The organism is Corynebacterium occultum, from assembly GCF_009734425.1.
GTDB classification, from domain to species: Bacteria; Actinomycetota; Actinomycetes; order Mycobacteriales; family Mycobacteriaceae; genus Corynebacterium; species Corynebacterium occultum.
Window position 1 is genome coordinate 644,267 of sequence record NZ_CP046455.1, and the last position, 26,243, is coordinate 670,509.

Genomic DNA, 26,243 nt, shown 5'->3' on the forward strand with positions numbered 1-26,243 from the left:
ATCAAAAGCTTCACCCACCAGGTCAGATCCGGTAGGAAAAAGTTGATGACGCAATAAACGTCTCAAACCCAACCACGGTGTCCTCAAAGTGCAATCGCTGGCGGTTGCTGATCGCTGCTTTCGCCTCGTTCCACACCTTCTCAATCGGATTATGATCCGGTGCATAGGGTGGCAACCACACCAGGTGCACGTTGGCCAATACATTGCCTTCATCCAGGTGCTCGCGGAGCTTCTTTGACCTGTGCCACCTCGCGTTATCCCACACCACGGTGATCTTCTTGCCCGGATGCCTGTCCACCAAGGTGGTCAGTGCCCGGGTGATGGTCTCGGTGTTCTGCCACGTCAACCGCAGTAAATCCATCTCGCCGGTGGTCTGTGACAGGAACCCGATGTAGGACTGTGCCTGACGGATGCGATCCACACTTAACGTTGTGGGATGACCCTTGTGTATCCAGGCTTTACGTACTTCTGCTTCATGCTCAACACGGACTTCATCAGCAGCAAAAACCACCTGGCCTGGATCTTTAAGTGCATCTGCGATCTCGTCACGGATCTGGGCCATCCGGGCATCAATGTCTGCGTCACTGCCGCGGCGTTTATCAAAGACCTGTGGGTATTTAAAGCTCAGGCCCGCATGCCGAAGCAGCAGGTGGTAGGTGGTATCAGAGTCGTAGACGACATCAAACTGGCTGGCTATCCAGTCTTTTACCTGTGGCACGGTCCAGAACTGGGCTGGGATGCCCCTAGTGGACGGCGGCTGGGATAGGGCCGTGGCTATCTCTGCGCGTTGTGCCGGGGTGAGTTTTGAGGCGTTGGTATTGGCTGCGTGGCCGGTGAAAAGGCTGGCGATCCGTAGTCGGTTGAACTCCAGAATCCAGGTGGTAATGGTGGAGGGTTGCCGCTCGACGAACCGGGCGATGATGTCCGGGGTCACGCCGTCATCAAGAAGCAGGAGTGCTTCGGCTTTGTGTTGGACGAGGCTGAATCGGGAGCGTTTATAGGTTTTGAGGATGGTGATTTCCTCACCCGTGAGGGCGGTGGTCAAGGTTGCGGCCATGGTTAGAAAGTCAACAACCCTGGTGAAGCGGATCAGCGCTCAAACACGCTTATCAGGAAGCTTTTGTTTTGAGAGAGCTATAACAACGCCCCGCACACCCCGGCCAGCCCCCTTTAGCGGGGGGGGGGGGGAGCCTCAGCGAGCCTGGGGGACCGCGACCAAAGTGCCCAGCAGGTTGCCCTCGACATCGAAGGTCAGGAGCTTATCTCCCTCGATCAGGGCGCTTGCAGCTCTTTCCACCCGCTGATCAGTGCCCAGCATGCAGGACATGGCGGTCTGGGTACGGTCACTCAAGTCGATGAATCCCTCGGCGTTCTCCTGCCACCGGCCGCTGAGACCATTGCAACCGTCCGTGCCGTAGAGATCCCCGTTCTCGGCCAGGGAGAGCCGTGGTTGGTCGCGGAGGAACGTGGAGGAGAGGGGCACCGGGGCAACCCAGGTGGGGTCCGGATAGAAGGGCGTCTCAGGGGCGAGGGAGGAGCCGGAACTCAAGGCGCTGGAAAGGGCGAGGCTGATGATGGCGGTGCTGCTCAGCGGCATGCTCAAAGGTCCTGTCTTCTTGAAAAAGCTGTGGCCCGGAGCTGTGACCGGGAAAAGAATGGCGGGCATGGGATGAACTCAACCCCATGGCGAATGGGGTCAGGCCGGAACCATGGTGCCCAAGAACTCTTCACCTCTGAAAAGGAGCAGGTTATCCCCGTCGAGGATGAAGGTGTCGGCCTTCGCAAGTGTGTCATCGTGTCCTTGACAACCCATCATCGTGGCTAACCGCATGCCATGGAAGACGACCTGATTGCCTTCCGGTGTCCACATCGGGCCTTCGTAGCCGGGGAAGGAAATGTATCTGAAGCTATTGCACCCATCATGGCCACCCGCATGGCCGTCATCGGTCAGCGTCAGGCCCGGAACACGATAACTGGTGGAGTCAGAGGTATCCAATACCCAGCTCCACGCGGCCACCTCTGGTTCGGGGAGCGGCTCCGGAGCGGATGATCCTGGAACCGGGGATGAAATGAGGGCGTTGGACAAGATGAGGGAGCTCAAGAGGGAGGACATGCCCTGAAATTAGCAATCAGGCCAGGTAACCGCATCAGGGGGCGGAATTCGGGTGACCTCATGCATGGGGCCCCGAAAAACCAGCTCAGGAACTCAACGGTTCCAGAACTGGCTCACCGAATAGCCGAAATCATAGAGCGCCCCGCGTAGCAGGGGCAGGGAAAGCCCGATCACTGAGGAGGGATCCCCCTCGATGCGGTCGATGAACCAGCCACCCAACGCCTCCAGGGTGAAGGCCCCGGCGCATTCCAGGGGCTCCCCGGATTCAGCGTAGGCCCGGATATCGGCGGGGGAGGCCGCCGCGAAGTGCACCACGGTGGTGGAGGTGGCCACCTCGCGGCGCCCCTCCGGTCCGATCACACAGTGCCCGGTGAGCAGCTCGGCACTCTGCCCGGCCTGCTCCCCCCAACGGGCGATGGTGGCGTCCACGGTGTGCGGTTTGCCCTGCAGCCGGCCGTTGAGCAGCAGCATGGAGTCCGCACCGATGACCACATCCCCAGGGTATTCAGCGGCGACGGCCTCCGCCTTGGCGGTGGCCAGCAGAGCGACGGTGGCTGCCGGGTCGGCCGGGGCGTCGGCAAGCAGGGCATCCTCATCCACATGGGCGGGATGGATGAGGGGTTCCACCCCCGCGGAACGCAGGATGCTGAGCCGGGAGGGGGACTGGGAGGCTAGGACGATACGCACGGTTTAACGGTAGGTGAGGTTGATGAAGGCGTTGGGGTTGTAGAGGTTGCTGTCGTGGAGACGACGGTCCAGCTCGCCCCAGCGGCTGCGCACCTTCGGGGTGGCGTCCAGCTTGGCCTGCTCGGCGGCCTGCTGCGCGAAGCCAGCCAGAACGGTGGTCAGGGCGGCGATCTGGGTGGGATCGGGGTTGCCCTTGATGATGCTGAAGAGGGGCTTCTGCTCGGACATGTGTGTTACTCCAGGTTCTCTCAAAAGGTTTAGAGCGGGATATTTCCGTGCTTCTTGGCCAGCGGCTGCAACACCTTACGGTCCAGCAGTCGCAGGCCCTCAATGATGTTGCCGCGGGTCTCCGAGGGTGGGATCACCGCATCCACCAGACCACGCTCGGCGGCGAGGTAGGGGTTGATGTGGGACTCCTCGTACTCCGCGGCATAGTCGGCGGCCAGTGCCGCGACATCCTCACCCTTCTCGGCGGCGCGGCTGAGCTTGTCCGCGTAGATCGATTCCACGGCGCTGGGGGCGTCGGTGACGGCGATCTCGGCGGTCGGCCAGGCGAACACCAGGTCGGTGCCCAGATCCTTGGCACCCATGACCACATAAGCCCCGCCCAGGGCCTTACGGGTGATCACGGTGATCTTGCCGACACTGGCCTCGGCGGTGGCATAGGAGAGCTTCGCGACGGCCGCGAGAATCCCACCATGCTCTTGCTCGGTACCCGGCAGGAAGCCCGGGGCATCCACGAACTCCACAATCGGGATGTTGAAGGCATCACAGGTGCGGATGAAACGGGCAGCCTTGGTGGCGGCCTTGATGTCGAGGCACCCCGCCAGCACGGTGGGCTGGTTCGCCACCACACCCACGGTACGTCCCTCCACCCGGGCCAGGGCGGTGATGATGTTAGGGGCATGAGCGGCCTGCAGCTCCAGCAGCTCACCATCATCCACCACCCGGGTCAGCACCTCATGGACGTCATAGGTCTGCGCATCCGAATCCGGGATCAGGGAATCCAACTCCCGGTCCGAATCAGTGAGGTTCTCCCGGACCGAACCACTCAGGGCCTCAACGGCAAGCCGGGGTGCCTCGGAACGGTGGTTCGCCGGCAGCTGAGCCAACAGGGAACGCACCCAGTCCAGGGCCGCCAGATCAGACTCGGCGCTGTGATGGGAGGTGCCGTTGTCACGCTGCACCCCCGCACCACCGAGCTCCTGACCACTGATCTCCCTCCCCGCCACCGTGGAGGCGATCCCCGGGGCCGTCAGGTAGAGCTCACTGTCACCCTCAACGGTGACCAGGATGTCGGACAGCGCCGGGATCAGGGCATGCGCCCCCGAGGTGGCACCGGTGACCACGGCGATCTGAGGGATGATGCCGGAAGCCTGGGTGGACAGTGCCAGCACCTTGGCATACATCGCCAGGGACACCACACCCTCCTTCACCCGGGCCCCCGCACCCTCATGGACGCCGATCAGCGGGACACCCGTCTTGGTGGCCAGCTGCAGGATCTTGATCAGCTTCTCGCCGTAGACCTCACCCATCGCACCCTCGAAGATGCTGGCATCCTGGGAAAAGACACACACCTTCCGGCCCGCGACGGTGCCATAACCGGTGACCACGCCATCCGTCACCGGGCGGTTGGCCTCCATACCGAAAGCGGTGGCACGGTGTCGGGCGAGGGCATCGACCTCGACGAAGGAACCCTCGTCAAGGAGGTGGGTGATTCGTTCCCGGGCGGTGGCACGGCCAGCGGCGTGGGTGGCCGCAACGGCGGCCTCGCCTACCGGGGCCAAGGTTTCGGACAGACGCTTACGCAGGTCCGCAAGCTTGCCCGAGGTGGTGGTGAGATCTGATTCAGCGGCAGTCATGATGCTCAAGTCTAAAGCGTGATCCTCGGATAGTGGGAAAGGGCAGGAATAAGGCATAAAGAACGAAGGCCCATCGCGGGGACGGCGATGAGCCTTCGAGGCTGGGAAGTGCCGGCGACCTAGAGCGGAATGTTGCCGTGCTTACGGGCCGGGCGGGAGACGTTCTTGTCACGGTAGAGACGCAGATTACGGGCAATCTGGCCGCGGGTCTCAGAAGGCAGGATCACGGCGTCGATCAGACCGCGCTCCGCCGCCATGTACGGGTTGAGCATGTGATCCTCGTACTCGCGCTCAAAGGACTTGGTCAGCTCAGCCACGTCGATACCCTTGTCAGCGGCAGCCTTGATCTCCTTGCGGTAGATGAAACCGACAGCGCCGGAAGCGCCCATCACGGCGATCTGGGCGGTCGGCCACGCCAGGTTGACATCGGCACCCAGGCCCTTGGAACCCATCACGCAGTAGGCGCCGCCATAAGCCTTGCGCATGGTGACGGTGATCTTCGGGACGGTGGCCTCACCATAGGCGTAGAGCAGCTTCGCGCCACGACGCAGGATGCCGCCGTACTCCTGGCCCGCGCCGGGCAGGAAGCCCGGGACGTCGACCAGCATGACGATCGGGATGTTGAAGGCATCGCAGGTGCGGATGAAGCGGGCGGCCTTCTCAGCGGAGTCGATGTCGAGGCAGCCGGCGAACTGGGTCGGCTGGTTGGCGACGAATCCCACGGACTGGCCCTCGATGCGGCCGAAGGCGATGACGACGTTCTCGGCGCGCTCAGCCTGGATCTCCAGGTACTCGCCATCGTCGGTCAGGCACTCGATGACCTCGCGGACATCGTAGGGCACCGTCGGGGAGTCCGGGATGATCTCGTCGAGCTTGAGGTCATCAGCGGTGATGTTGGATTCGACGGAACCCTCATCCGCGGTGAACTCCTCCACCGGGGCGAACTGGCGGTTGTTGGAGGGGAGGAAGGAAACCAGGTCCTGGACCCAGTCCAGGGCCTCCTCGTCATTGGCGGCGGTGAAGTGGGAGTTGCCGGCGGTGGCCATGTGGGTGGAAGCGCCACCCAGCTCCTCCTGGGTGATCTCCTCACCGGTGACGGTCTTGATCACGTCGGGGCCGGTGACGAACATCTTGGAGGTCTTGTCCACCATGACCACGAAGTCGGTCAGGGCGGGGGAGTAGGCGTTGCCACCTGCGGAAGCACCCATGATCACGGAAATCTGTGGCACCACGCCGGAGGCGTTGATGTTGTGGTAGAAGGTGCGGGCGATCATGTCGAGGGAGACCGCACCATCCTGGATGCGGGCGCCGGCACCCTCGTAGAGGCCGATCAGGGGGCGGCCGGTGGTGACGGCAAGCTCCATGATCTTGATCATCTTTTCGCCGTAGACCTCACCCAGGGCGCCACCGAAGACGGTGCCGTCCTGGGAGAAGATGCAGACCTCACGGCCGTCGATGGTTCCCCAACCGGTGACGATGCCGTCGGTGACGGGGCGCTTCTTGCCCATGTCGAAATCGGTGGTGCGGTGGCGGGCGAGCTGATCAGTTTCAACGAATGAGCCTTCGTCGAGGAGGTAGTCGAGTCGTTCGCGGGCAGTGAGGCGGTTTGCGGCGTGGACCTTCTCGACGGCCTTCTCGCCCATCGGGAGCTGGGCTTCGGCGCGGCGAGCCTTTAGATCGGCGATCTTGGCGGCGGTGGAGTTGTTGTCCTCCGGCAGGTTCGCAACTTCGGTCAAAGGTGAGGAAAGGGTCATGTTTTGGAAGCATAGACCCAAAGTCCGATAGTTTCCATAACGAAACCCGGGTGATTACGATCACTTTTTGGTTTTGAAACATAATGCAGGTGTCTGGCGATAGGGCGGGGAAACTTCATCTACCATGGGTTTTGTGGATATAAAGACCTTGCATAGCAGCCTCGTGACCAATGGACCGTATGCCCAACTTTCTTTTGTGGAAAGCACGGGATCGACCAACTCCGACCTCATTGAGGACCTGGAGGCACCTACCTGGTCGGTTCGGTTGGCCAACCATCAGAGTGCCGGAAAGGGGCGGCTCGGGCGGGCCTGGACCGCGCCGGCGGGCACCCAGATCATCTGTTCCATCCTGATCCGCCCCAAGAGTCTGGACCAGGTGGGCACCATACCGCTGGCCGTCGGCGTGGCACTGTGTGATGTCATTCCCCAGGCCACCCTCAAGTGGCCCAATGACCTCCAGATCGAGGGGAAGAAGCTCTGCGGCATCCTCGCCGAGGCCCGCTTCGAGCCCAGTCCCGCCATCGTCATCGGCTTCGGGCTGAACGTCACCCTCGACAAGGCGGATCTGCCCGTCCCACACGCCACCTCCCTGCTGCTGGAGGGACTGCCCACGGACCGCACCGCCCTGACCGTCAAGATCCTCGAGGCGATCCACCGCCGCCTGCGCCAGTGGGCGGCGGGTGATCTGCAGCTGATGGATGATTACCGTGCGGTCAGCGCCAGCATCGGCCGCCAGGTGCGCGTGGAGCTGCCCGGTGGGGGACAGCTCTTCGGCGAGGTGGACAACGTGCTTGACGACGGCCGCCTCCAGGTCCGCGGCGCAGAAGACGGCCAGCTCCACGCACTCTCCGCCGGGGATGTCACACATCTTCGTCTGCAGCAGGGCCCCAGGTAGCATCTAGGGCCATGTCGGGAATTCAGTTGGAAGCAGGGGAAAAGGTACGCGTCGATCTCACCTCACCCCTGACCAGCCTGACCTTCCCCTTCCTGGAGTTGATCCTGATCACCGGGCTGTGCTGGATGGGCATCGGCTACCTCGACCGCCCCGACCTGGCCACCACCATCCCCACTGACCTGCGCAACGCCGTGGTGGTGATCTGGCTGCTCCTGGTCACCTGGCGCTTTATCCTGCCCCTGGCACGCTCCCGACGACGCCGCTTCATGGTCACCGACCGCAGGGTGCTGGTCCGGGCCGGCACCTTCAAAGCCAGAACCGATTCCATCCCCCTGCGTCAGATCCACCACGTGGACCGGAGGCGTAACCGCATTGCCCTCGCGCTGGGGGGTTTCGACCGGCCCCTCCACTTCAAGGATGTGCCCAAGGCGAAGAAGGCGGCAGCGGTGATTAACCAGTCCATAGGACCCGCCCGTTATAGTTGAGGCCGTGACTGAAGCCAAAGGTAACCTCGCCGCCCACGCCCCTGGAATGCCCGTCGTCGCCGTCATCGGTGATGGTCAGCTGGCCCGCATGATGCAGACCGCAGCCATCGAGCTCGGACAGTCCGTCCGGCTGCTGGCCGGTGCTGAGGATGCCTCAGCCGCCCAGGTTGCCGCTGATGTGGTGCTGGGTGACTACACCAACCTCGCGGACCTCCGCATTGCCGTCGAAGGTGCCGATGCCGTCACCTTCGACCATGAGCATGTGCCCAATGAGCACCTTCAGGCTCTCATCGATGAGGGCATCAACGTCCAGCCCCAGCCGGCTGCCCTGGTCCACGCCCAGGACAAGCTGGTGATGCGTCAGAAGTTGGCTGAGCTCGGCGCCCCGGTGCCCACCTTCGCGGCCGTCGACACCCTCGCTGATGCCGAGGCTTTTTGGGATGAGGTGTCCGGTGAGGTCTGTCTCAAGGCCCGCCGGGGTGGTTATGACGGCAAGGGTGTGTGGATGCCCGACACCCGGGAGGAGCTCACCGAACTGGTTACTGAGCTGCTGGCGAAGGGCACTCCGCTGATGGCGGAGCGCAAGGTCGCCCTGGCCCGTGAACTTTCCGCCATGGTGGCGCGTAACCCCTCCGGACAGACCGCCGCCTGGCCGGTCGTGGAGTCGGTGCAGGAGAACGGTGTCTGCGCCGAGGCCACCGCACCGGCACCCGGCCTGGATCCGGCCCTGGAGAAGCAGACCCGGGAGATGGCTGAGATGATCGCCACCAAGCTCGGTGTCACCGGTGTGCTGGCCGTGGAACTCTTCGAGGACGAGTCCGGTGAGATCTCCGTCAACGAACTGGCCATGCGGCCCCACAACACCGGTCATTGGACCCAGGATGGTTGCGTGACCGACCAGTTCGAGCAGCACCTGCGTGCCGTGCTGGACTACCCGCTGGGTGCCACTGAAACCAAGGCGGAGTATACCGTCATGGCCAACACCCTCGGTGCCCAGGTCGATCCGGCTGAGCCGATGGCCCAGCGCATGGCTGAGGTGTGGCGCCGCTACCCCAACGCCAAGATCCACCTCTACGGCAAGGAGCACCGCCCGGGCCGCAAGATCGGGCATGTCAACATGCTCGGCTCCGATGTGGAGCAGGTCCGCCGGGAGGCCCGCGAGGCTGCCTACTACCTGGTGAACGCACAGTGGCCCTGATCTGAGGGATTTTTCGGGGCTGGTGCAGGCGCTCTGGGAGGAGCACACTATAACCCATGAAAACGCCCCGGTCCGCCGGGACCACGGTGCTCGCGCTCGGTGCGCTCGGTGTGGTCTTCGGGGACATCGGAACCAGCCCCCTCTATGCCCTGCACACCGCCTTCAGCATGAAACACAATGCGGTGTCACCCACCCCGGACAATGTCTACGGCATCATCTCCATGGTGTTGTGGACCATCACGCTCATCGTCACCTGCAAATATGTGATCCTGGTGACCCGTGCCGACAACCAGGGTCAGGGTGGCATCCTCGCGTTGCTGGCACTGCTGCGCGACCGGTTCCACAACCACCGCCGCCTCGGTGCGGTGGTGGGCCTCCTGGGGATGTGCGGGGCAGCGCTCTTCTACGGTGATGCGGTGATCACCCCGGCGATCTCGGTGCTCAGCGCGGTGGAGGGGCTGAGTGTGGTTTCCCCGAATCTTTCCACCTGGGTGGTACCGATCTCAGCGGTGGTCCTGGCCCTGATCTTCGCACTCCAGCCGATGGGAACCGGGCATATGGGCCTGGCCTTCGGCCCCATCATGTTGCTTTGGTTCCTGGTGCTGGTGGCGTTGGGTGTCCCTCAGATCATCGCGCACCCCGAGATCCTGTTCAGTCTCTCCCCGCATTGGGCGGTGGCACTGATCCTCAACCAGCCCTTCCAGGCCTTTGTCCTGCTGGGTGCGGTGGTGCTGACGGTCACCGGGGCAGAGGCGCTCTACGCCGACATGGGCCACTTCGGTGCCCGGCCGGTGCGGTTGGCCTGGTTTGTGGTGGTGATGCCTGCCCTGGTGATCATCTATCTGGGGCAGGGTGCGCTGGTGATCAGTCACCCTGACACCGTGGGCAACCCCATGTTCCACCTGGCACCCCCAGCCCTGCAGATCCCGCTGCTCATCCTGGCGACCATGGCCACCGTGATCGCCTCCCAGGCGGTGATCTCGGGGGCCTTCTCCCTGACTCGTCAGGCGATCCACCTGAATCTGCTGCCCCGGATGTTGATCCGCCACACCTCCCGAAGCGAGGCGGGACAAATCTACCTGCCGTTGATCAACCTCCTCCTTTTCTTCGCGGTGATGGCACTGGTCTTCCTCTTCCCCTCCTCGGAATACCTGGCCAATGCCTATGGTCTGGCGGTGACCGGAACCCTGGTGCTGGTCAGCATCATCTTCCTGATCTACGCGCACTTCACCTGGAACTGGGACTGGTGGCGGAGCTCCCTCTTCTTCCTCTTCATCGGGGTTCCGGAGGTTTTCCTTTTAGCCGCCAACACCACCAAGATCCTGGCGGGTGGTTGGATACCGCTGCTGATCGCCGCCATCCTGATTCTGTTTATGCTGGTCTGGCAGTGGGGGAGCACGCAGGTGCGCACCCGGCGCCGCCTGCTGGAGGGCGGGCTGGATCATTTCCTGGCTTCCCTGGATGACCTGGGCCCACACCGTGTGCCCGGGGTGGCGGTTTTCCCGCACCATAATCCGGACACCGTCCCACTGGCACTGCTCAAGTGTGTGGCGGACCTGGGGATGCTGCACAGCCACGTGATCATTGTCCGGCTGGTGCAGCGCAACCTGCCGAGCATCCCGGAGACCCAGCGGGTGTCGGTGGATCTGCTGGGCTCAGCCAGCGATGGGATCGTCTATGTGGAGATTCAGCTGGGTTATGCCGATGAGCAGGACATCCCCGGAAATCTGAGGCTGGCGTTGAAACAGAGCGAAGAGTTGGACGTGGACCTGGATCAGGCCACGTATTTCCTCTCTGCATTGACGCTGCGTCCCGCCAGGCCACACAGCCTGCGGGGATGGCGGCAGGGGCTCTTTCTCTCCATGGACCGCAATCAGGCCACCCGCACCGAAACTTTCCGGTTGCCCCCGGCCCGGACGGTGGTGCTGGGCACCGAGCTCAGGATCTAACCTCCATAGTGCGCCGCCCATTCGCCGACCCGTTTGGAGCTTTCCTCATCGGAGAGGTCCTCGATGCGGGTCATCAGTGACCAGCGCACTCCGAAGGGATCCCGGATGGAGGCGAAGCGGTCCCCGCTGATGAAATTGCTCAAGGGTTCACGCACCGTGGCGCCGGCGGCTTCGGCCTTGGCCAGCAGGGCATCCGCATCCTGGCAGTAGTGGGTCAGGGAGAAGGAGGTGGCGTCCTCTTCCGGTTGTGGGGTCAGTCCGAATTGGGGGTCGGCCTCACCCAGCTGGAGGCGGCCGTCACCGAAGTCGAGTTCGGCGTGGCTGACCTGACCTCCCATTTCGATCAGGGAGACCAGCCGGGCCTCGAAGACATCCCGGTAGAAACTGATGGCCTCCCGGGCACCCCGCACCGCAAGGAAGGGGGTCAAGCTGGTGTAACCGCGGGGTGTGCCGTTGTTGGTGTATTTTCCGGTGATTTCGGGTCTGGAAGTACTCATGACTTCACGCTATCGTCGGGATAATTGCAGGCATTGGAGATTCGCGACAGCCTTGGTCAAAGGGGAGAGATGAACTCAACCGGTGATCCCCGCGGAATCCTCTACCCCGAAGAACTACCCACCTTCCAACGCGAAGCAGCACCGGCGGAGCTGGTGGACCGGGTCCGCTGGTTCTGGTGGCCCCGCTGGAACCTGCCCGAAGGTCAGCAGGTGAGACAGAAATTATTGCCTTTCCCCGCCTCTAACCTGGTGGTGGAAACGCCCCTGATCACCCTCAACGGCCCCACCTCCCGGGCCAGTCACCGCCTGCTGATGGGGCAGGGCTGGGCGGTGGGCGCACTGTTGCGCCCCGCCGGGTTGGCCGGGTTGCATCCCGCACCGAGGGAGATCCGGGACCTCGCACAGCGTCTGTGGGTTCCGGATCTGCTGACTGCGGTCAAACCCGCAGACCCCGTGCCCGGATTCACCGCCTGGTGCCTGGAGCACCTCCCGGAAGCGGATGAAAATGGCTTGCTGGCCAATCGCATGGAGGAGCTGATCGCCAAGGAGCGGGAAATTCACCGTGTGGAGCAGCTGGCGGAACGGATGTTTCTTTCCGTCCGCAGCGTGCAGCGCCTGGCCAGACGTTATGTGGGGTTGCCGCCCTTGGCGATCATCCGGCGTTATCGGCTGCAGGAGGCGGCGCAGCGACTGCGGGAGGACCCTGGGCACAGCATCACAGCGGTGGCGGCGGAGTTGGGTTATGCCGATCATTCCCACCTGGCCGCTGATTTCCGGGAGGTCCTGGGGATCACCCCGAATGATTACCGTCGGGACTCTGGCACAATAAGCGGGGATTGAACACGCGCCGGCCTTCAAGGTTGCGCAGGACCTCAAGGAGAGAATATGGAACCGCTCGTCGGACTGATCATGGGTTCGGATTCAGACTGGGACACCGTCGCCCCGGCCGCCGAGGTACTCACCGAATTCCGCGTCCCCTTCGAGGTCGGGGTGCTCTCCGCACACCGCACCCCGGAGCGGATGCTCAACTACGCCAAGTCCGCCCATGAACGCGGGCTGAAGGCCATCATCGCCTGCGCCGGGGGTGCCGCGCACCTTCCTGGCATGGTTGCCGCCGCCACCCCGCTGCCGGTGATCGGTATTCCCCGCGCCCTGAAGGACCTCGACGGCCTGGACTCCCTGCTCTCGATCGTGCAGATGCCGGGTGGCGTCCCGGTGGCCACCGTCTCCATCGGTGGTGCCAAGAACGCCGGTCTGCTGGCGGTTCGTATCCTCTCCGCCGGCCTGCCGGAGCTGCAGCAGCGCATGATCGATTACCAGGCCAACATGGCTGCCGAGGTGGAGCAGAAGGATGAGGCGCTGCGTCAGCGTCTGCTCGGCCAGTAGTGAACCCGGTTCTGGTGCTGGGAGCCCTGGTTGACGGGGATCGCCCCTCCGCCATCCTGCGGGAGCGGCTGCGCCGCGCACAACCGCTTATCGACGCTGCGGGGGTCGGCGTCCTCAGCGGCCGCGGGGAAGCACAGGTCATGGCGGACTGGTTGATCGAACACGGCACCGACTCTGGCATCCTCCGACTGGAGAATGCCGCCACCAGCACCAATGAGAACCTGGAGAACGCCCACGCGCTGTTGCCGGACACCACCTGCTGGACGGTGGTGACCAGTGACTTCCATCTGCTGCGCACCCGGCTGTGGGCCTGGCACCTGGGCATCCCGGTGGAGGTGGTGTCCGCCCCGACCCCCGGAAGCGCCAGGTTGGCGATGTTCCTGCGGGAGTGTCTGGCGTTACCGCATTCGGTGCTGCGGGTGGGGTGGCGCAGACTTCTGGGTTAAAGCCCCGAGGTGGGACCTGAGTGTGTCGCCCTCATAGGAGGTGCGGAAACGTCGGCGTTCCTGCAGCACCGGGACCACCAGGTCCACGAAGTCCTCGATCCCGCTGGGCAGGGCAGGTGGCATCAGGTTGAATCCATCGGCCCCGCCGCCATCCACCCAACGCTCGATCTCATCAGCCACCTGCTCCGGGGTGCCGATGAAAGTGGCGTGCCCACCACCGGCAGCAAGGTATCCCAGCAGCTCCCGGACCGTGGGGCGGGTGGTTTCGATGATGCGCAGCACCGTGGCATAACGCCCCTTCGGGCCCCTGAACTCCTCAAGCAGGGGAAGTTCCGGCACCGCCTCATCCAGTTCCCACCCGGAGGTGTCCTGACCGATGAAGAAGGCCAGTTGATGCAGGGAATCCCCCACGGGGAGCAGCTCATTGAGCTCTCGCTGCTTCTGCCTGGCGGCTGCTTCAGTCTCCGCGACATAGGTGACCAGGCCGGGCATCACCGTGATCCGATCCGGGTCCCGTCCCAGCGCAGCGGCCCTGCGGTGGATATCCGCACGGTACTCCCGGGCCATCGTCAGGTCCCAGGCCACGGCGTAGATGCCCTCTGCATGCCGGGCTGCCAGATCCCTTCCGGGTTCCGAGGCCCCGGCCTGGAAGAGCACCGGTCGGCCCTGGGGTGACTGCGGCAGATTCAATGGGCCAGCCACCCCGAAGAACTCCCCCTCGTGGTCGATGGCCTGCAGCTGGGCGGGGTCTGTGTAGATCCCGGCACGATCCGCGTGGATCGCATCTCGCGGCCAGGAGTCCCAGAGTTTCTGGATGACCTCGATGAATTCCGCGGCTCGGGCGTAGCGTTCCGGGTGTGCCGGGAGGTGCTCCATCCCGTGGTTGCGGGCTTCCTCATCGGTCATGGAGGTGACCACGTTGATGCCGGCCCGTCCGCCGGAGATGTGGTCCAGGCTGCCCAGGAGGCGGGCGGCGTGGAAGGGTTGCCAGAAGGTGCTGGAGATGGTGCTGACCAGCCCGATCTTTGTGGTGGCCCGGGCCATGGCGGTCAGGGTGGTGATGGGTTCGAGGAACCAGCCCGGCCCGTTGGCTATGCCCCCGAGCCCGGCGGATTGGCCATCGGCGAGGAATACCGCGTCCAGCAGGCCACGTTCCGCGGTCTGGGCGAGTTCCTCCCAATAGGAGATGTCACCGAGTTTTTCGATGACCGAGTCAGGGGCCCGCCAGGCGGCGGTGTGATGTCCGGTGGCGAAGGCGAAGAGGTTGAGGTGGATCTGTTTCTTTTCCGGGGTGCCCATCAGTTCATGACCAGTCCGCCGTCGACGATCAGGTTCTGGCCGGTGATGGCACGGGACCAGGGGGAAGCGAAGAAGAGCACGGCGTCGGCAAGCTCTTCGGGGGTGGTGGCCGAGCCGAGCGGGGTTCCGGCGGCGATGGCGTCGAAGACGGGTTCCGGGGTGGCGGCGCTGGCGTCGGTGGTGCGGAGCAGGCCACCGCTGACCATGTTGACGGTGACCTTGCGCGGACCCAGGTCCTTGGCCAGGGAGCGGGTGAGGGAAAGCAGGGCGGCCTTGGCGGCGTTGTAGTCGTGGTAGGGGACCACCGGGTTCTGGAAGAGATTGGTGCCGATGTTGATGACGCGGCCGAAACCGGCTTTCCCGAAATCATCCAGGGCGGCCTGCACCGTGTTGAGGGCACCGCCAACCGCCCCCTCGAATTGTTCGGAGAAGCACCGGAAGCTGATGTCCTCGGCCTTGGGGCGGGCGTCACCGTCGAAGGAGAAGTCCACCAGGGCGTTGTTGACCACGGTGGTCAGTGGGGCGCCGAACTCCTGGGAGGCCTGGGCGATCAGGGCATCAACGGCCGCACGGTCCCTGACATCAGCCTGGCGGGCGAGGGCACGGCCGGGGTGTGCGGCGGCGAGCTCCTCGGCGGCTGTCTTACTACCGTGATAGTTGATGATGACACGGGCACCCTCCTTGAGGAATGCCTCGCTGATGCGGCGACCCAGGCCGCGGGCGCCACCGGTCACCAGGACGACCTGCTCGGAGATGGGGGTGTGGAGAGCGTTGCTCATTGTGCTGCCTTTCTGCTGGTGGCGAGGGGGGAGTCCACCGAGAAGGCACACAGATCCAGGGGAGGGTATGGATATGCGGCAGCGCGGACAGTCCCTTCGCCAGTGCTAACTGGATCAGGTTCAACGGGTGTGTTCTCAGCCATCCTCGGGAAGGCACCCCGTGTCACTGTCGCGACCATAGCATTCAGGTTGTTGTGTTCGTTAAGGAAATCACCCTTCAGGGGGTTGGTTGATGTCGAAGGTGAATTCCATGAAGCGCCCGGACTGTTTCATTTCGGCCAGATTCAGGCGCAGGCTTTCCACACGGCGGGGTAGCAGGGGAGCCCCGGAGGGCAGGAATACCGGGGCCATGGTGAAGGTGATGCGGTCCAGGGCCCCGGCGTCGAGGAACTGGCCGGCCAGTTCGCCGCCGCCCATGATCCAGATATCACCCTCCGGGTTGTATTCGGCGGCTGAGGCGCGGAGCTGGTCCAGGGCGTCGACCACGGGACTGTTGATCACCTGGATGTTCAGGCCTTCGGGGATTTCACGTTCCCGGGAGGAGAACACCCAGGTGGGTCGGTCGCCGTAGGTGTCACGCCATTTTTCGGGGTGGTTGAGCAGGTCCATTTCCTGGCGGATCCACTCATAGGTGGTGGATCCCATCACCAGGGCGGAAACCCCGGCGAGGAAGGTGTCCATCTCTTGCTCGGCTTCCTCACTGCCGGGGACGTCGAAAAGCCATTGCAGGGAGTTGTGCTCATCGGCGAGGAAACCGTTGAGCGTGGTCGCGGTGTTGTAGATGATCGCCATAACAAAATTCTATGGCTATTCCCTCGACAGCGATAGGGGGCCAAAAGAGCAGGAGAATCGGGCTTTTCCGGGGCTGCATTGTGGGAGAATGGGCAGGCATTCCGAAAGCAGGGAAGAAGGAACCTTCGTATGGCAGGCAAGGAACCAGCCGGCGGTACCCAGGTGGTGGCGTCCGCTAACACACAGCGGCGGCAGAGCATCATTGATGATCTGAAACGTCGGATCGTGCTGGGGGAAATTTCCCTGGGGGAGCGGATCATCGAGGCGGATGTGACCCGGCGGCTCGGCACGAGTCGCCCGACGGTGCGGGAGGCATTGAACCAGCTCGCCCGACATGGCTACCTGGTGCAGGAGGCCTACCGGGGTTACCGCGTCAGTGAGGTCAGTGCGGAGCGGGTGCGGGAGCTGGCTGCGGTGCGCCTGGTCAATGACATGGCCGCCATCGATGCCATCCTGGCTGACGCGACGGGGAAGCGGATGGCGGTGCTTGACGCAACCCTGGCCACCTACCTCGAGCAGATGCGTGACCCCGACTCCCTGGGGCGTCATGAGGCGCACATGGCTTTCCACCGTGGGGTCTGGGAGACCTCCGGCAACTCCTTCATGATGAAGTTCTGGCCGGTGATGGAAGCGGAGATGACTCTTGTTCTCGCAGCCACCCAACACCACCGTCATGATGATGCGCTCCTCTGCACTCACCATGAGTTATTGGTGGAGTGCATCCGCCGTGGGGATCGGGCGGAGATTCGGGAGACCCTCCGTGCCCATGTGGAGGGAGCTCCCCGCACCTTGCATTAAGGGGCGGGTGCGGAGCTCGGTTCCTCCCGGACCCGGGTGACGAAGAGGGAGGCAACCAGGGCCAGCACCGCGATGATGGCACCGGCGATGAAGGCCACCCGCGCACCGGAGGCCACGGCCGCGGTCTGGGAGAGACCCGAGTCGCTGGCCAGCAGGGTGCCGAAGGACAGGGCCGCGATCATGATGGCGGTACCGGCGGCACCCGCCAGCTGCTGGAGGGTGTTGAGGATGGCGGAACCATGACCGTAGAGCTGCTTGGGCAGGGAACCCAGGGCGGTGGTCATCAGGGGAGTCATCATCAGGCACATGCCGAGGGAGAAGCCCACATGGAGGACAACCACCAGCCAGATCGGGGTGGAACTACCCAGCAGGGTCAGTGACCAGGCTGCTGCGGCGAGGATGACGGCGCCGGGGATCAGCAGGGGGCGGGGGCCCACCTTGTCATAGAAACGCCCGATGAAAGGCGCGATCAGACCCTGCATCAGACCACCCGGCATGACCACCAGGCCGGTGACCAGGGCGGTGGCTCCCAGGGAGTTCTGTAGGTAGATCGGCAGCACCATGACGGTACCCAGCATGGCGCCGAAGGCCAGCAGGATGGCGAGCAGGGAGAAGGTGAAGTTCCGGATCTGGAAGGGGCGCAGGTCCATCAGTGCGCGGCCCTGTTTGCCCAGCTGGATCTGACGCCAACCGAAGACCACCAGGGAGATGACACCGATGATGAGGATCATGATCGCCATGCCACCTTCCCCGTTGAGGATGGCGCCGATGGAACTGAGTCCGTAGACCAGACCACCGAAGGCGAGGGCGGACAGCAGCACCGAAAGCACATCCAGCGGGGACTTTCTGGTTTCCCCGATGTTCTTGATCAGGATGGTGCCCACCACCAGGGCGACCAGCACGATCGGCAGCATCATCCAGAAGAGCCAGTGCCAGCTCAGGGAGTTGAGGATGAAACCGGAGACGGTGGGGCCGAGCGCCGGGGCCACCGAAATGACGATGGAGATGATGCCCATCATCGCGCCCCGACGCTCCGGGGGGACCACCGTGAGGGTGACCGTCATCAGCAGGGGCATCACCAGGGCGGTACCCACCGCCTGGATGATGCGGGCCCCCAACAGGATGGCGAAGGTGGGGGCCAGGGCCGCGATGAAGGTGCCCACGGTGAAGAAGAGCAGGGCGGTGACGAAGATCGTCTTGGTGGTGAAACGGTCCAGCAGGAAACCGGTGGTGGGGATGACCACCGCCATGGTGAGCATGAAACCGGTGGTCAGCCACTGGGCGGTGGTTTCCGGCACCTGGAAGTCCTCCATGATGGAGGGGAGGGCCACCGAAAGGATGGTCTCATTGAGGATCATGATCATCGCGGAGATGACCAGGACCGCCAGCACAATGACGACCTCCCGTGGCAACTTCTGCGGTGCCGGGGAGGTCGAGTTATTTATTTGGGGTTCCATGGGGTGGAGCGAACCTTTCACAGGATCATGTTCAGACGGACAACCCGCAACTGATTTAAGAGAAAACCTCTACAGCCTGCCATATATGGGGGTATCCGGCAAAGGTTGCTCTCAGCTGGTGCATTTCAGGCCTCTGAGCATGGGAAACAGTTGTTTCGGAGGGGGAAAGTTCAGCCGCTCCTGCGACCCCGGGGTGATGAGGGCGTCGAGAAGCGGCAATGACCGGGGAGATCATTGCCGCAGGTGTGCTCAGGAGCTGATGCTTGCCGCCTGAAGCGTCGGGGTGGCGTAGGCGTCGAGCTCATCCAGTGCCGCGTCGATGATGTCTAGGCCGCGGTTGAGATCCTCCTCGCTGATGATCAGTGGCGGTGCCACATGCACCCGGTTGAAGTGGGTGAAGGGCCAGAGGCCGGACCGGCGGCAGGCAGCGGCGAACTCCAGCATCGGCTGGTTCTCCTCCGGGGAGGGGTTGAAGGGCACCAGCGGTTCGCGGGTCTCCTCGTCCCGGACCAGCTCAATCCCCCAGAACAGTCCCAGACCGCGGACCTCCCCGACACAGTCGTGCTTCTCCTTCATGGCCTCCAGGCGGGGGCGGACCACGCGCTGCCCCAGGTCCTGGGTGCGCTCCAGGATCTTCTCCTCCGCGAAGACCGCGAAGGTCTCCACCCCCACCGCGCAGGCCAGGGGATGGCCGGAGTAGGTCAGACCACCCGGGTAGGCCTTCTCGCGGAAGGTGTCGACGATCTCCGGACTGATGATGATGCCGCCGAGCGGGACATAACCTGAGTTCACGCCCTTGGCGAAGGTGATCAGGTCCGGTTCCACCCCGAAGTTCTCGATGGCGAACATGGTGCCGGTGCGGCCGAAACCGGCCATCACCTCATCGGCGATGTAGAGGATGCCGTACTTATCGCACAGGGCACGAACCCCCGGCAGATAACCGGGGGGCGGCACCAGGATGCCATTGGTGCCCACCACGGTCTCGATGATGATGGCGGAGATGGTGCCGGCACCCTCGAGGATGATCTGGTTCTCCAGGTGGGCCAGGGCACGCTCACTCTCCTGCTCCGGGGTCTCGGACCAGAAGGGGGAACGGTAGGCGTAGGGACCGAAGAAGTGGAGCACTGAAGCATCGCCCGGATCATTGGGCCAGCGGCGCGGATCACCGGTCAGGCTGATCGCGGTGGCGGTGGCGCCGTGGTAGGAGCGGTAGGCGGACATGATCTTCTTCCGCCCGGTGTGCAGCCGTGCCATGCGCACCGCATGTTCATTGGCGTCGGCGCCACCATTGGTGAAGAAGACATGGCTCAGGTTGCCGGGGGCCGCCTCGGTGAGCAGGCGGGCCAGCTCGGAGCGGGCGTCATTGGCGAAGGCCGGTTGGATGGTGGCCAGCTTCGCTGCCTGATCCTGGATGGACTTCACCAGGCGGGGATGCTGGTGCCCCAGGTTGAGGTTGACCAGCTGGGAGGAGAAATCCAGGTAGGCATTGCCGTCGTAGTCATAGAAGGTGGCGCCCTCACCGTGGGAGACCGGCAGCGGGGTGACCTTGTCCTGGGCGGACCAGGAGTGGAAGACATGCGAGCGGTCCGTCTCGTAGATGTGGCGGCCGTCGGCGGCGGTGAAATTCGACATGATGGGTTCTTCCTTCAGCTTCTTCGGTGGTCTAGTTGGTGGTCTAGTTGGTGGGGAAGCCGAGCTCGATCTGGGACTCACTCGGTAGCATCCAGCGGGAGGTGACCACCTTGCGGCGGGTGTAGAAGTTGAAGGACTCGGGTCCGTACATGTGGGTGTCACCGAAGAGGGAGTCCTTCCAGCCACCGAAGGAGAAGGCGCCGATCGGGACCGGGATGGCGACATTGATGCCGACCATGCCGACCTCGATCTGGAACTCGAACTCCCGGGCGGTGCGCCCATCCCTGGTGAAGATGGCGGTGCCGTTACCGAAGGCATTGTCATTGATCAGCTGGACCGCCTCGGCGAAGCTGCCCACCCGGGCGACCGCCAGGACGGGGCCGAAGATCTCCTCCTCATAGACCGGCATGCCGGGTGTGACGTGGTCGATCAGGCTGGGGCCGGTGAAGAAACCCTCCGCCGGGACCCCATGCTCGCGGCCATCCACCACCACGGTGGCACCATTCTGCTCTGCCTCAGCGACGAACTTGCTCACCCGGTCGCGGGCGGCCTCGGTGATCAGGGGGCCCATCTCGGAGGCAGCATCGGTGCCGTGGCCGACCTTCAGGCTGATCATGCGCTCCTTGATCTTGGCCACCAGTTCATCGGCGATCTCCCCGACCGCGACGATCACGGAGATCGCCATGCAACGCTCGCCAGCGGAACCGAAACCGGCGGAGATGGCGGCATCAGCGGCGACATCCAGGTCGGAGTCCGGCATGACCACCATGTGGTTCTTCGCCCCACCCAGGGCCTGGACGCGCTTACCAGCCGCCGCGGAACGGGTGTAGATGGACCTGGCGATCGGGGTGGAACCCACGAAGGAGACGGCCTTGATGCGCGGCTCCTCCAGGATGGCGTCCACCGTCTCCTTGTCGCCGTGCACCAGGTTGAGCACCCCCTCCGGCAGGCCCGCTTCGTGGAAGGCCTCCACGATCCAGTTGACGGCCGAGGGATCCTTCTCGCTGGGCTTCAGGATGACGGTGTTGCCGGCGACGATCGCGGTGGTGATCATCCACAGCGGCACCATCGCCGGGAAATTGAAGGGGGTGATGCAGGCGACCACACCAACAGGTTGGCGGATCTGCTTGACGTCGATGCCACCGGCGGCCTGCTCCAGGAACTCGCCCTTCATGTGCTGCACCACGCCGGCACAGAACTCCACATTCTCCAGCCCGCGGGTGATCTCACCGGCGGCATCGGAGAGCACCTTGCCATGCTCGGCGGTGATCAGGGCCGCCAGCTCATCCTTACGCTCAGCGATGATCTGCTGCAGCCGGAACATGATGCCGGCCCGCTTGGCCATACCCATCGCACGCCACCCCGGCAACGCAGCCTCGGCAGCATCGATGGCCTTGGCCACGGTGGCCGCATCGGCGAAGGGGAGACTCCCGGTGACCTGGCCGGTGGCGGGGTTGAACACCTCCCCGGTGCGCTCCGCGGAGGTGATCTTGGCGCCCTTGATGATGTGCGGGATGAGGTTAGGGGTGGCCCGGTTCCCGGTGCGCTCTGCGGTGGCCACCTGGGTGTGCGGGGTGTGATCAGACATGGGGGTTCCTCTCGGGAAGAGCTGCTCGGCGCTGGTGGCCAGTTCAGCTGACAATGTGTTGGGCAAGGTGCTGCTGAAGGGTTCTGGACGGTCCCTGCCAGAAGCAGGGGAGTGAACTGCGAAAACCTTCGCTTGTGACCATGGTTACAGCTAAACTTCCTCGGGGATAGGGGCATGGTGCGACACATCCCGGCCCGAAGTGGACACACTGTCAACCCACCGCTCTCCAAGAAGGAGCCCCACCATGCCGCTGAACACCCCGGCCGGTCCACATCCTGATCCCGGAATCCAGGCTGTGCTCAAACTCGGGGATGTCCTCGCCCTGCCCGAGCTTCTCGACGCCGGGGCAGAACTGCTCGTGGGCCACCATCAGCTGGGTCGCAGCATCCGCTGGGCCCATGTCGCAGATTCGCGCCGCGTGGGCCAGCTGCTGCGCGGCGGGGAACTTCTGCTGAGCACCGGTTCCGGCTGGGGTGCGACCCCTGCGGAACGGGCGGAACAGGTGGCTTCCTTCGCGGCGGCGGGGGCGGCGGCGCTGCTGGTGGAACTGGGCCTGACCTGGACGGAGATTCCGGAAGAGGTGGTGGCACAGTGCCGGAAACATGAGCTGCCCCTGCTGGTGGCGCACCGCGAGCTACGTTTCGTGGCGGTGACCGAGGCGGTGCACCTGAAGATCCTGGAACGCCAGGTCGAGGAGATCACCATGATGAACTCGGTGGTGGAGACCATGTCGGCCCTGCTCTACAACGGGGCACCCACCGAGCAGATCATCACCCAGGCGGGCCGCCTGCTGCAGGCCCCGGTGGTGCTGGAAGACCCCTCCCATGCGGTGGTCTGTTATGCCGAGGGCCATCACCTGCCCTCGAAGCTGCTGGCCGGGTGGCGGGAGAAGTCCGCGACCTGGGCGAGGGAAGGGCAGGCCCCGGTAAACCCGCGGCAGGTGGTGGACCTCGTGGCACAGGTGCCCTGGACCTTCATTGACATCCGGGCTCGCGGCACTTCCCTGGGCAGGTTGTTTTACCGGGGTGGGGTGGACAATGAGCGGATCGCCCACCACATTCTGCGGCACACCGCCATGACCCTGGCGGTGCAGCGCCTGAGTTCCAGGAACCCGAATTCCTGGGTGGAGCTGATTGAACGCAATGCGGTGCAACGCCTGGTGGGCACCCGCTTCAATACGGTGGAGGATGCGGAGGAGGTGTTGGAGGTCTCCGGTTTCCGCGCTCGGGGCAGGGTGCTGATCGGCTGCGAACTCTTCCATGACAGTGCCGCCCTGGACTCCCATCAGCTCCGGGAGCTGTTGCGCCCCAGCCTGGGGAAGGTGGATGTGCTGCTCAGCCCCACCCCGGGCCAGTCCCGGCGTCTGACAGCTGCCCTTTCCCTGCCCACCGGGATGAACGTGCATCAGGTGGTGCGCCAGTTGGGGGAGGTGCTGCTCAAAACTTATGGTTCGGCCGTCGTGGTGGTGGTTTCCGAACCCTGCGATGGTGCGGTGGAGTTGGCGATTTCCCTGCGTGAACTGCGCGAACTGGGGGAGGTGTCCTATGGTCCGGGCCCCTTGAGGATGGTCGCCCTGGCGGAAACCCCGATGGCCGGCCTGCTCAACCAGCTCCGCGATGATGTGCGGGTGCAGGGTTTTGTCTCCCTCATGCTGGACCCCCTGCTGCTTCACGACGCCGCCCACGGCACGGATCTGCTGGAAACCCTGCGGATGGTGCTGGAACACCCCGCCTCCCGCAGCGCTGCCGCCCAGAAACTGCACCTCTCCCGCACCGCGCTCTATGCCCGGATCTCAAAGATCGAGACCCTGCTGGAGGTGGACCTGGGGGAGGGGGACACCCAATTCGCGCTGGGGTTGGCGGTGCGGGCCCACCGCCGGGAGAGGTAGCTCCGGGGCTTCTCCTAAGCCTTTTATGGCACTAATATCAATGCCATGGCCATCCACCGCATGGACAATATCGCCATCGTCGTCAATGATCTGGACCATGCCATCACCTTCTTCCAGGCCCTGGGCCTGGAATTGGAGGGAAGACAGATGGTGTCAGGTGAGTTCGTGGACCAGACCCTCGGGATGAGCGGGGTGCGCAGTGAGATCGCCCTGCTTCACACCCCGGACGGGCATTCCCGGCTCGAGCTGACCCGCTACCTCAATCCGCTGGCGCAGGCAGCTTCCGGAAATCAGCCGAATACCCTCGGCCTGCACCGCATCATGTTCGCGGTGGATGACATCCACGCCACCATTGCCGAGCTCCGCCCCCATGGCGCAGAGCTGTTGGGGCAGGTGGCCAACTATGAGGACACCTACCTGCTGTGTTATCTGCGTGGCCCCGCCGGAATCATCGTGGCCCTGGCGGAAAAGATCGCTTAGGAACGCGATCGCCCTGCCCGCCAGAGGGACACCGTGGCAATCACCAGCACCAGGGCCAGCAGGGCGGGCCAGACCAGCGGTTCGGGCCGGAAGATGTTGATCACGGCCTGAACCACGGCGAGGAAGGCGAAGAAACCCAGGAAACCGGTCAAGGTATCCAGCTGCAATTTACGGCGCCGGTCCTCCGAATGGTCCTGGGGGTCGGTGGGGCTCATGGAAGTCAGTCTAGGCGGCAGTGGTCACGGGGCAGTCCCTGGGAAGCTAAAAGGCGCACACCCCTTGGGGGTTGCTCAGGCCTTCACGCCACCGGCGGTCAGACCGGAGACAATCCGGCGCTGGAAGATCAGCACCATGATGATCAGGGGAATGGTCACCAACGCACCAGCAGCCATCACCGCGGCATAGGGGTACTCGAAGGAACTTGGCCCGGAGAAGCGGGCGATGGCCACCGTCACCGGTTCCGTCGCGGTGGTGGAGAGCTGGCGGGCCAGCATGAACTCATTCCAGGTGGCGATGAACGCCAGGATCGCGGTGGTGAACAGTGCTGGTGCCGCCAGGGGCAGCAGCACCAGCCGGAAGGCCTGACCACGGGAGGCGCCATCCACCCGCGCCGCCTCCTCCAGTTCCCAGGGCAGCTGCCGGAAGAAGGACACCAGGGTGTAGATGGTCAGCGGCAGGGCGAAGGAGATATTCGGGATGATCAACGCCTGGTAGCTGCCGATCCAGCCGATATCCCCGAAGAGCTGGAAGAGCGGGGTGACCAGGGCGATGCCGGGGAACATGGAGGCCCCCAGGATGATGCCGGTGACCAGGCCCTTGCCGCGGAAGTTCAGGCGCGCCAGGGCATAGGCGGTGAAGACACCCACCGCGACGGCGATCGCGGTCGTCGTCACGCTGATGATCACCGAGTTGCCGATGGCAGCGAGGAAGTTATTGCCCTTGTCCGTGGCCAGGGCATCCCGGAAATTCTGCAGGGTCACGTGGGTGGGCCAGGGCGTGGTGTCGAAGGTGTGGCTCGAATCCCGCAAGGCGGTGATCACCATCCAGTAGAAGGGTGCCAGACCCCAGAAGAGGATGAACACCACCCCGGTGTAGTTCATGATCTGGGACTTCAGCTTCTTGCTCATTTCGCTGCCACCTTCTGCTTAGCGCTCCGCCTGCTCTTACGTTCCCCGGCGATCTTGCGTTTGGCCACACCCCGTTGGCCGGAGACATCGGCACCCAGGAAGCGGATCATGATGAAGGCCACCGCGAAGATCAGCAGGAAGATCAGGGTGGACAGGGCCGAAGCCGAGTTGAAGTTATTCTGCCGCATATCCTCCACCACCAGCTGGGAGATCACCGCGGTGGGGGAGTTGGAGGAACTGGAGATCATGATCACCGGCAGGTCGTACATGCGCAGCGCATCCAGGGTGCGGAAGAGCACCGCCACCATCAGCGCCGGCTTAACCAGGGGGAGGGTGATCCGGGTGAACTGCTGCCAACGGCTGGCCCCGTCCACCCGGGCCGCTTCATAGGTTTCCTTGGGGATCATCTGCAGTCCCGCCAGAATCAGCAGGGCCATGAACGGGGTTGTCTTCCACACATCAGCCAGGATCACCGCGGCACGCGCCGCCCAGGGATCAGTGGTCCAGGAGATGTCCAGATTGAAGAGCTCATTGACTATGCCCCTCGGGGCGAAGATGAACTGCCAGAGCTTCGCGGTCACCGCCGTGGGAATGGCCCAGGGGATCAGCACCGCGGCACGCACCAGCGCACGACCTCGGAACTCCTTGTTCATGATCAAAGCCATGCACATGCCCAGCACCGTCTCCAGGGTGACCGTGACCACCGTGAAGAAGAGGGTGATGCGCAGGGCCGGCCAGAAATCGGTGGCCAGGGTGCCCGGGGGACAGGTGGTGACGGTGCCATTGGGGCTCATGCAGCGCTGCGTCAACCAATAAAGATAGTTCTCGAAACCGGCGAAACCCCCGGCGGTGAACAGGCCGGTGGTGGGATCCAGTCCCTTATCCGCCTGGAAAGACAACCAGATCGCGCGGACAATGGGATAACCGATCACCACCGCCAGCACGATCATGGCCGGGGCGATCAGCCAGGCGGCTGATCTCGCCTGCCTCATTCTGGACATATCTCCAGCGCTCCTTGCTTGGGTGGGAGTCTACGGGTGTGTTACCTGGATCATAGAACCACCTGAGGGGTGAAGGAGCGAAGTTCGGTGAATTAGGGGTGTGGCAGGATAGTGCGCGCCAGGGGAAACC

At 63.9% G+C, this 26,243-nt stretch carries 27 protein-coding genes and 1 riboswitch; of the genes, 10 read left to right on the plus strand and 17 right to left on the minus strand.

Going from position 1 to position 26,243, the window contains the following annotated elements:
• Positions 1-22 precede the first annotated feature (22 nt).
• The 7 genes from COCCU_RS03040 to COCCU_RS03070 form a co-directional block, all read right to left on the minus strand.
• A complete protein-coding gene (locus COCCU_RS03040) occupies positions 23-1,057 on the minus strand; it encodes an IS630 family transposase (protein ID WP_156230158.1) in 1,035 nt (344 codons plus the stop codon).
• 135 nt (positions 1,058-1,192) lie between these two features.
• Positions 1,193-1,597, minus strand: coding sequence for an META domain-containing protein (locus COCCU_RS03045; protein ID WP_197088421.1), 405 nt, complete (start codon positions 1,595-1,597; stop codon positions 1,193-1,195).
• Positions 1,598-1,696: 99 nt separating this feature from the next.
• Complete coding sequence (locus COCCU_RS03050) at positions 1,697-1,996, minus strand: META domain-containing protein (protein WP_156230160.1); 300 nt, start codon at positions 1,994-1,996, stop codon at positions 1,697-1,699.
• A gap of 210 nt (positions 1,997-2,206) precedes the next feature.
• Positions 2,207-2,800 (minus strand): Maf family protein, encoded by a 594-nt coding sequence (locus COCCU_RS03055; protein WP_156230161.1) that lies wholly within the window; start codon positions 2,798-2,800, stop codon positions 2,207-2,209.
• Positions 2,801-2,803: 3 nt separating this feature from the next.
• Positions 2,804-3,028 (minus strand): acyl-CoA carboxylase subunit epsilon, encoded by a 225-nt coding sequence (locus tag COCCU_RS03060; protein ID WP_156230162.1) that lies wholly within the window; start codon positions 3,026-3,028, stop codon positions 2,804-2,806.
• Positions 3,029-3,057: 29 nt separating this feature from the next.
• Entirely contained in the window at positions 3,058-4,662 is a 1,605-nt protein-coding gene (locus COCCU_RS03065) for an acyl-CoA carboxylase subunit beta (protein WP_156230163.1), read from the minus strand.
• 119 nt (positions 4,663-4,781) lie between these two features.
• Complete coding sequence (locus COCCU_RS03070) at positions 4,782-6,416, minus strand: acyl-CoA carboxylase subunit beta (RefSeq protein ID WP_156230164.1); 1,635 nt, start codon at positions 6,414-6,416, stop codon at positions 4,782-4,784.
• A gap of 124 nt (positions 6,417-6,540) precedes the next feature.
• Here COCCU_RS03070 and COCCU_RS03075 point away from each other — a divergent pair, with 124 nt between their 5' ends.
• From COCCU_RS03075 to COCCU_RS03090, 4 genes are read left to right on the plus strand one after another with little or no spacing between them, the layout of a single operon-like run.
• Complete coding sequence (locus tag COCCU_RS03075; RefSeq protein ID WP_156230165.1) at positions 6,541-7,311, plus strand: biotin--[acetyl-CoA-carboxylase] ligase; 771 nt, start codon at positions 6,541-6,543, stop codon at positions 7,309-7,311.
• Between the two features lie 11 nt (positions 7,312-7,322).
• Positions 7,323-7,796: a PH domain-containing protein gene (locus tag COCCU_RS03080; RefSeq protein ID WP_156230166.1), complete on the plus strand. Its 474-nt coding sequence runs from the start codon at positions 7,323-7,325 to the stop codon at positions 7,794-7,796.
• Positions 7,797-7,800: 4 nt separating this feature from the next.
• Positions 7,801-8,994 carry a 5-(carboxyamino)imidazole ribonucleotide synthase gene (locus COCCU_RS03085; protein WP_156230167.1) on the plus strand — a complete coding sequence of 398 codons (1,194 nt, stop codon included), beginning with the start codon at positions 7,801-7,803 and terminating at the stop codon, positions 8,992-8,994.
• A gap of 56 nt (positions 8,995-9,050) precedes the next feature.
• Complete coding sequence (locus COCCU_RS03090; protein WP_156230168.1) at positions 9,051-10,943, plus strand: potassium transporter Kup; 1,893 nt, start codon at positions 9,051-9,053, stop codon at positions 10,941-10,943.
• On the opposite strand, the gene COCCU_RS03095 is transcribed toward COCCU_RS03090, so the two are convergent.
• Positions 10,940-11,440: a VOC family protein gene (locus COCCU_RS03095; RefSeq protein ID WP_156230169.1), complete on the minus strand. Its 501-nt coding sequence runs from the start codon at positions 11,438-11,440 to the stop codon at positions 10,940-10,942. The genes COCCU_RS03090 and COCCU_RS03095 overlap by 4 nt on opposite strands.
• 69 nt (positions 11,441-11,509) lie before the next feature.
• On the opposite strand from COCCU_RS03095, the gene COCCU_RS03100 reads away from it, so the two are divergent.
• Genes COCCU_RS03100 through COCCU_RS03110 form a run of 3 tightly spaced genes read left to right on the plus strand, consistent with a single transcriptional unit; the run spans position 11,510 to position 13,272 of the window.
• Complete coding sequence (locus COCCU_RS03100) at positions 11,510-12,280, plus strand: helix-turn-helix domain-containing protein (protein WP_156230170.1); 771 nt, start codon at positions 11,510-11,512, stop codon at positions 12,278-12,280.
• A gap of 45 nt (positions 12,281-12,325) precedes the next feature.
• Complete coding sequence (gene purE / locus COCCU_RS03105; protein WP_156230171.1) at positions 12,326-12,826, plus strand: 5-(carboxyamino)imidazole ribonucleotide mutase; 501 nt, start codon at positions 12,326-12,328, stop codon at positions 12,824-12,826.
• On the plus strand, positions 12,826-13,272 hold the full coding sequence (locus tag COCCU_RS03110) for a YdcF family protein (protein WP_156230172.1): 447 nt from the start codon (positions 12,826-12,828) through the stop codon (positions 13,270-13,272). The genes purE and COCCU_RS03110 overlap by 1 nt, the downstream gene beginning before the upstream one ends.
• On the opposite strand, the gene COCCU_RS03115 is transcribed toward COCCU_RS03110, so the two are convergent.
• The 3 genes from COCCU_RS03115 to COCCU_RS03125 all read right to left on the minus strand — a co-directional run bounded on the left by COCCU_RS03115 (position 13,225) and on the right by COCCU_RS03125 (position 16,142).
• A complete protein-coding gene (locus COCCU_RS03115) occupies positions 13,225-14,571 on the minus strand; it encodes an LLM class flavin-dependent oxidoreductase (protein WP_156230173.1) in 1,347 nt (448 codons plus the stop codon). The two genes, COCCU_RS03110 and COCCU_RS03115, sit on opposite strands and share 48 nt — an antisense overlap.
• Positions 14,571-15,350: a 3-oxoacyl-ACP reductase gene (locus tag COCCU_RS03120; RefSeq protein ID WP_156230174.1), complete on the minus strand. Its 780-nt coding sequence runs from the start codon at positions 15,348-15,350 to the stop codon at positions 14,571-14,573. The genes COCCU_RS03115 and COCCU_RS03120 overlap by 1 nt, the downstream gene beginning before the upstream one ends.
• Positions 15,351-15,423: 73 nt before the next feature.
• A riboswitch (TPP riboswitch) is annotated at positions 15,424-15,521 on the minus strand.
• Positions 15,522-15,560: 39 nt separating this feature from the next.
• Positions 15,561-16,142 carry a dihydrofolate reductase family protein gene (locus tag COCCU_RS03125; RefSeq protein WP_156230175.1) on the minus strand — a complete coding sequence of 194 codons (582 nt, stop codon included), beginning with the start codon at positions 16,140-16,142 and terminating at the stop codon, positions 15,561-15,563.
• Between the two features lie 129 nt (positions 16,143-16,271).
• Between COCCU_RS03125 and COCCU_RS03130 the strand changes: the two genes are divergently transcribed.
• Positions 16,272-16,940, plus strand: a complete 669-nt coding sequence (locus COCCU_RS03130) for a GntR family transcriptional regulator (protein ID WP_156230176.1) — start codon at positions 16,272-16,274, stop codon at positions 16,938-16,940.
• On the opposite strand, the gene COCCU_RS03135 is transcribed toward COCCU_RS03130, so the two are convergent.
• From COCCU_RS03135 to COCCU_RS03145, 3 genes are all read right to left on the minus strand, one after another.
• Positions 16,937-18,397 carry an MDR family MFS transporter gene (locus COCCU_RS03135; protein ID WP_156230177.1) on the minus strand — a complete coding sequence of 487 codons (1,461 nt, stop codon included), beginning with the start codon at positions 18,395-18,397 and terminating at the stop codon, positions 16,937-16,939. The two genes, COCCU_RS03130 and COCCU_RS03135, sit on opposite strands and share 4 nt — an antisense overlap.
• A 249-nt stretch (positions 18,398-18,646) precedes the next feature.
• Positions 18,647-20,029 carry an aspartate aminotransferase family protein gene (locus tag COCCU_RS03140; RefSeq protein WP_156230178.1) on the minus strand — a complete coding sequence of 461 codons (1,383 nt, stop codon included), beginning with the start codon at positions 20,027-20,029 and terminating at the stop codon, positions 18,647-18,649.
• A gap of 43 nt (positions 20,030-20,072) precedes the next feature.
• On the minus strand, positions 20,073-21,617 hold the full coding sequence (locus COCCU_RS03145; RefSeq protein WP_156230179.1) for a CoA-acylating methylmalonate-semialdehyde dehydrogenase: 1,545 nt from the start codon (positions 21,615-21,617) through the stop codon (positions 20,073-20,075).
• Positions 21,618-21,861: 244 nt separating this feature from the next.
• Between COCCU_RS03145 and COCCU_RS03150 the strand changes: the two genes are divergently transcribed.
• Both COCCU_RS03150 and COCCU_RS03155 read left to right on the plus strand, forming a co-directional pair.
• Positions 21,862-23,505, plus strand: coding sequence for a PucR family transcriptional regulator (locus tag COCCU_RS03150; protein WP_156230180.1), 1,644 nt, complete (start codon positions 21,862-21,864; stop codon positions 23,503-23,505).
• Positions 23,506-23,550: 45 nt separating this feature from the next.
• Positions 23,551-23,985 (plus strand): VOC family protein, encoded by a 435-nt coding sequence (locus COCCU_RS03155; RefSeq protein WP_156230181.1) that lies wholly within the window; start codon positions 23,551-23,553, stop codon positions 23,983-23,985.
• On the opposite strand, the gene COCCU_RS03160 is transcribed toward COCCU_RS03155, so the two are convergent.
• The 3 genes from COCCU_RS03160 to COCCU_RS03170 all read right to left on the minus strand — a co-directional run bounded on the left by COCCU_RS03160 (position 23,982) and on the right by COCCU_RS03170 (position 26,113).
• Positions 23,982-24,200 (minus strand): hypothetical protein, encoded by a 219-nt coding sequence (locus COCCU_RS03160; RefSeq protein WP_156230182.1) that lies wholly within the window; start codon positions 24,198-24,200, stop codon positions 23,982-23,984. The two genes, COCCU_RS03155 and COCCU_RS03160, sit on opposite strands and share 4 nt — an antisense overlap.
• Before the next feature lie 75 nt (positions 24,201-24,275).
• Complete coding sequence (locus COCCU_RS03165; RefSeq protein ID WP_156230183.1) at positions 24,276-25,112, minus strand: carbohydrate ABC transporter permease; 837 nt, start codon at positions 25,110-25,112, stop codon at positions 24,276-24,278.
• A complete protein-coding gene (locus COCCU_RS03170) occupies positions 25,109-26,113 on the minus strand; it encodes a carbohydrate ABC transporter permease (RefSeq protein WP_156230184.1) in 1,005 nt (334 codons plus the stop codon). Before COCCU_RS03170 ends, COCCU_RS03165 begins: the two co-directional genes overlap by 4 nt.
• Positions 26,114-26,243 lie beyond the last annotated feature (130 nt).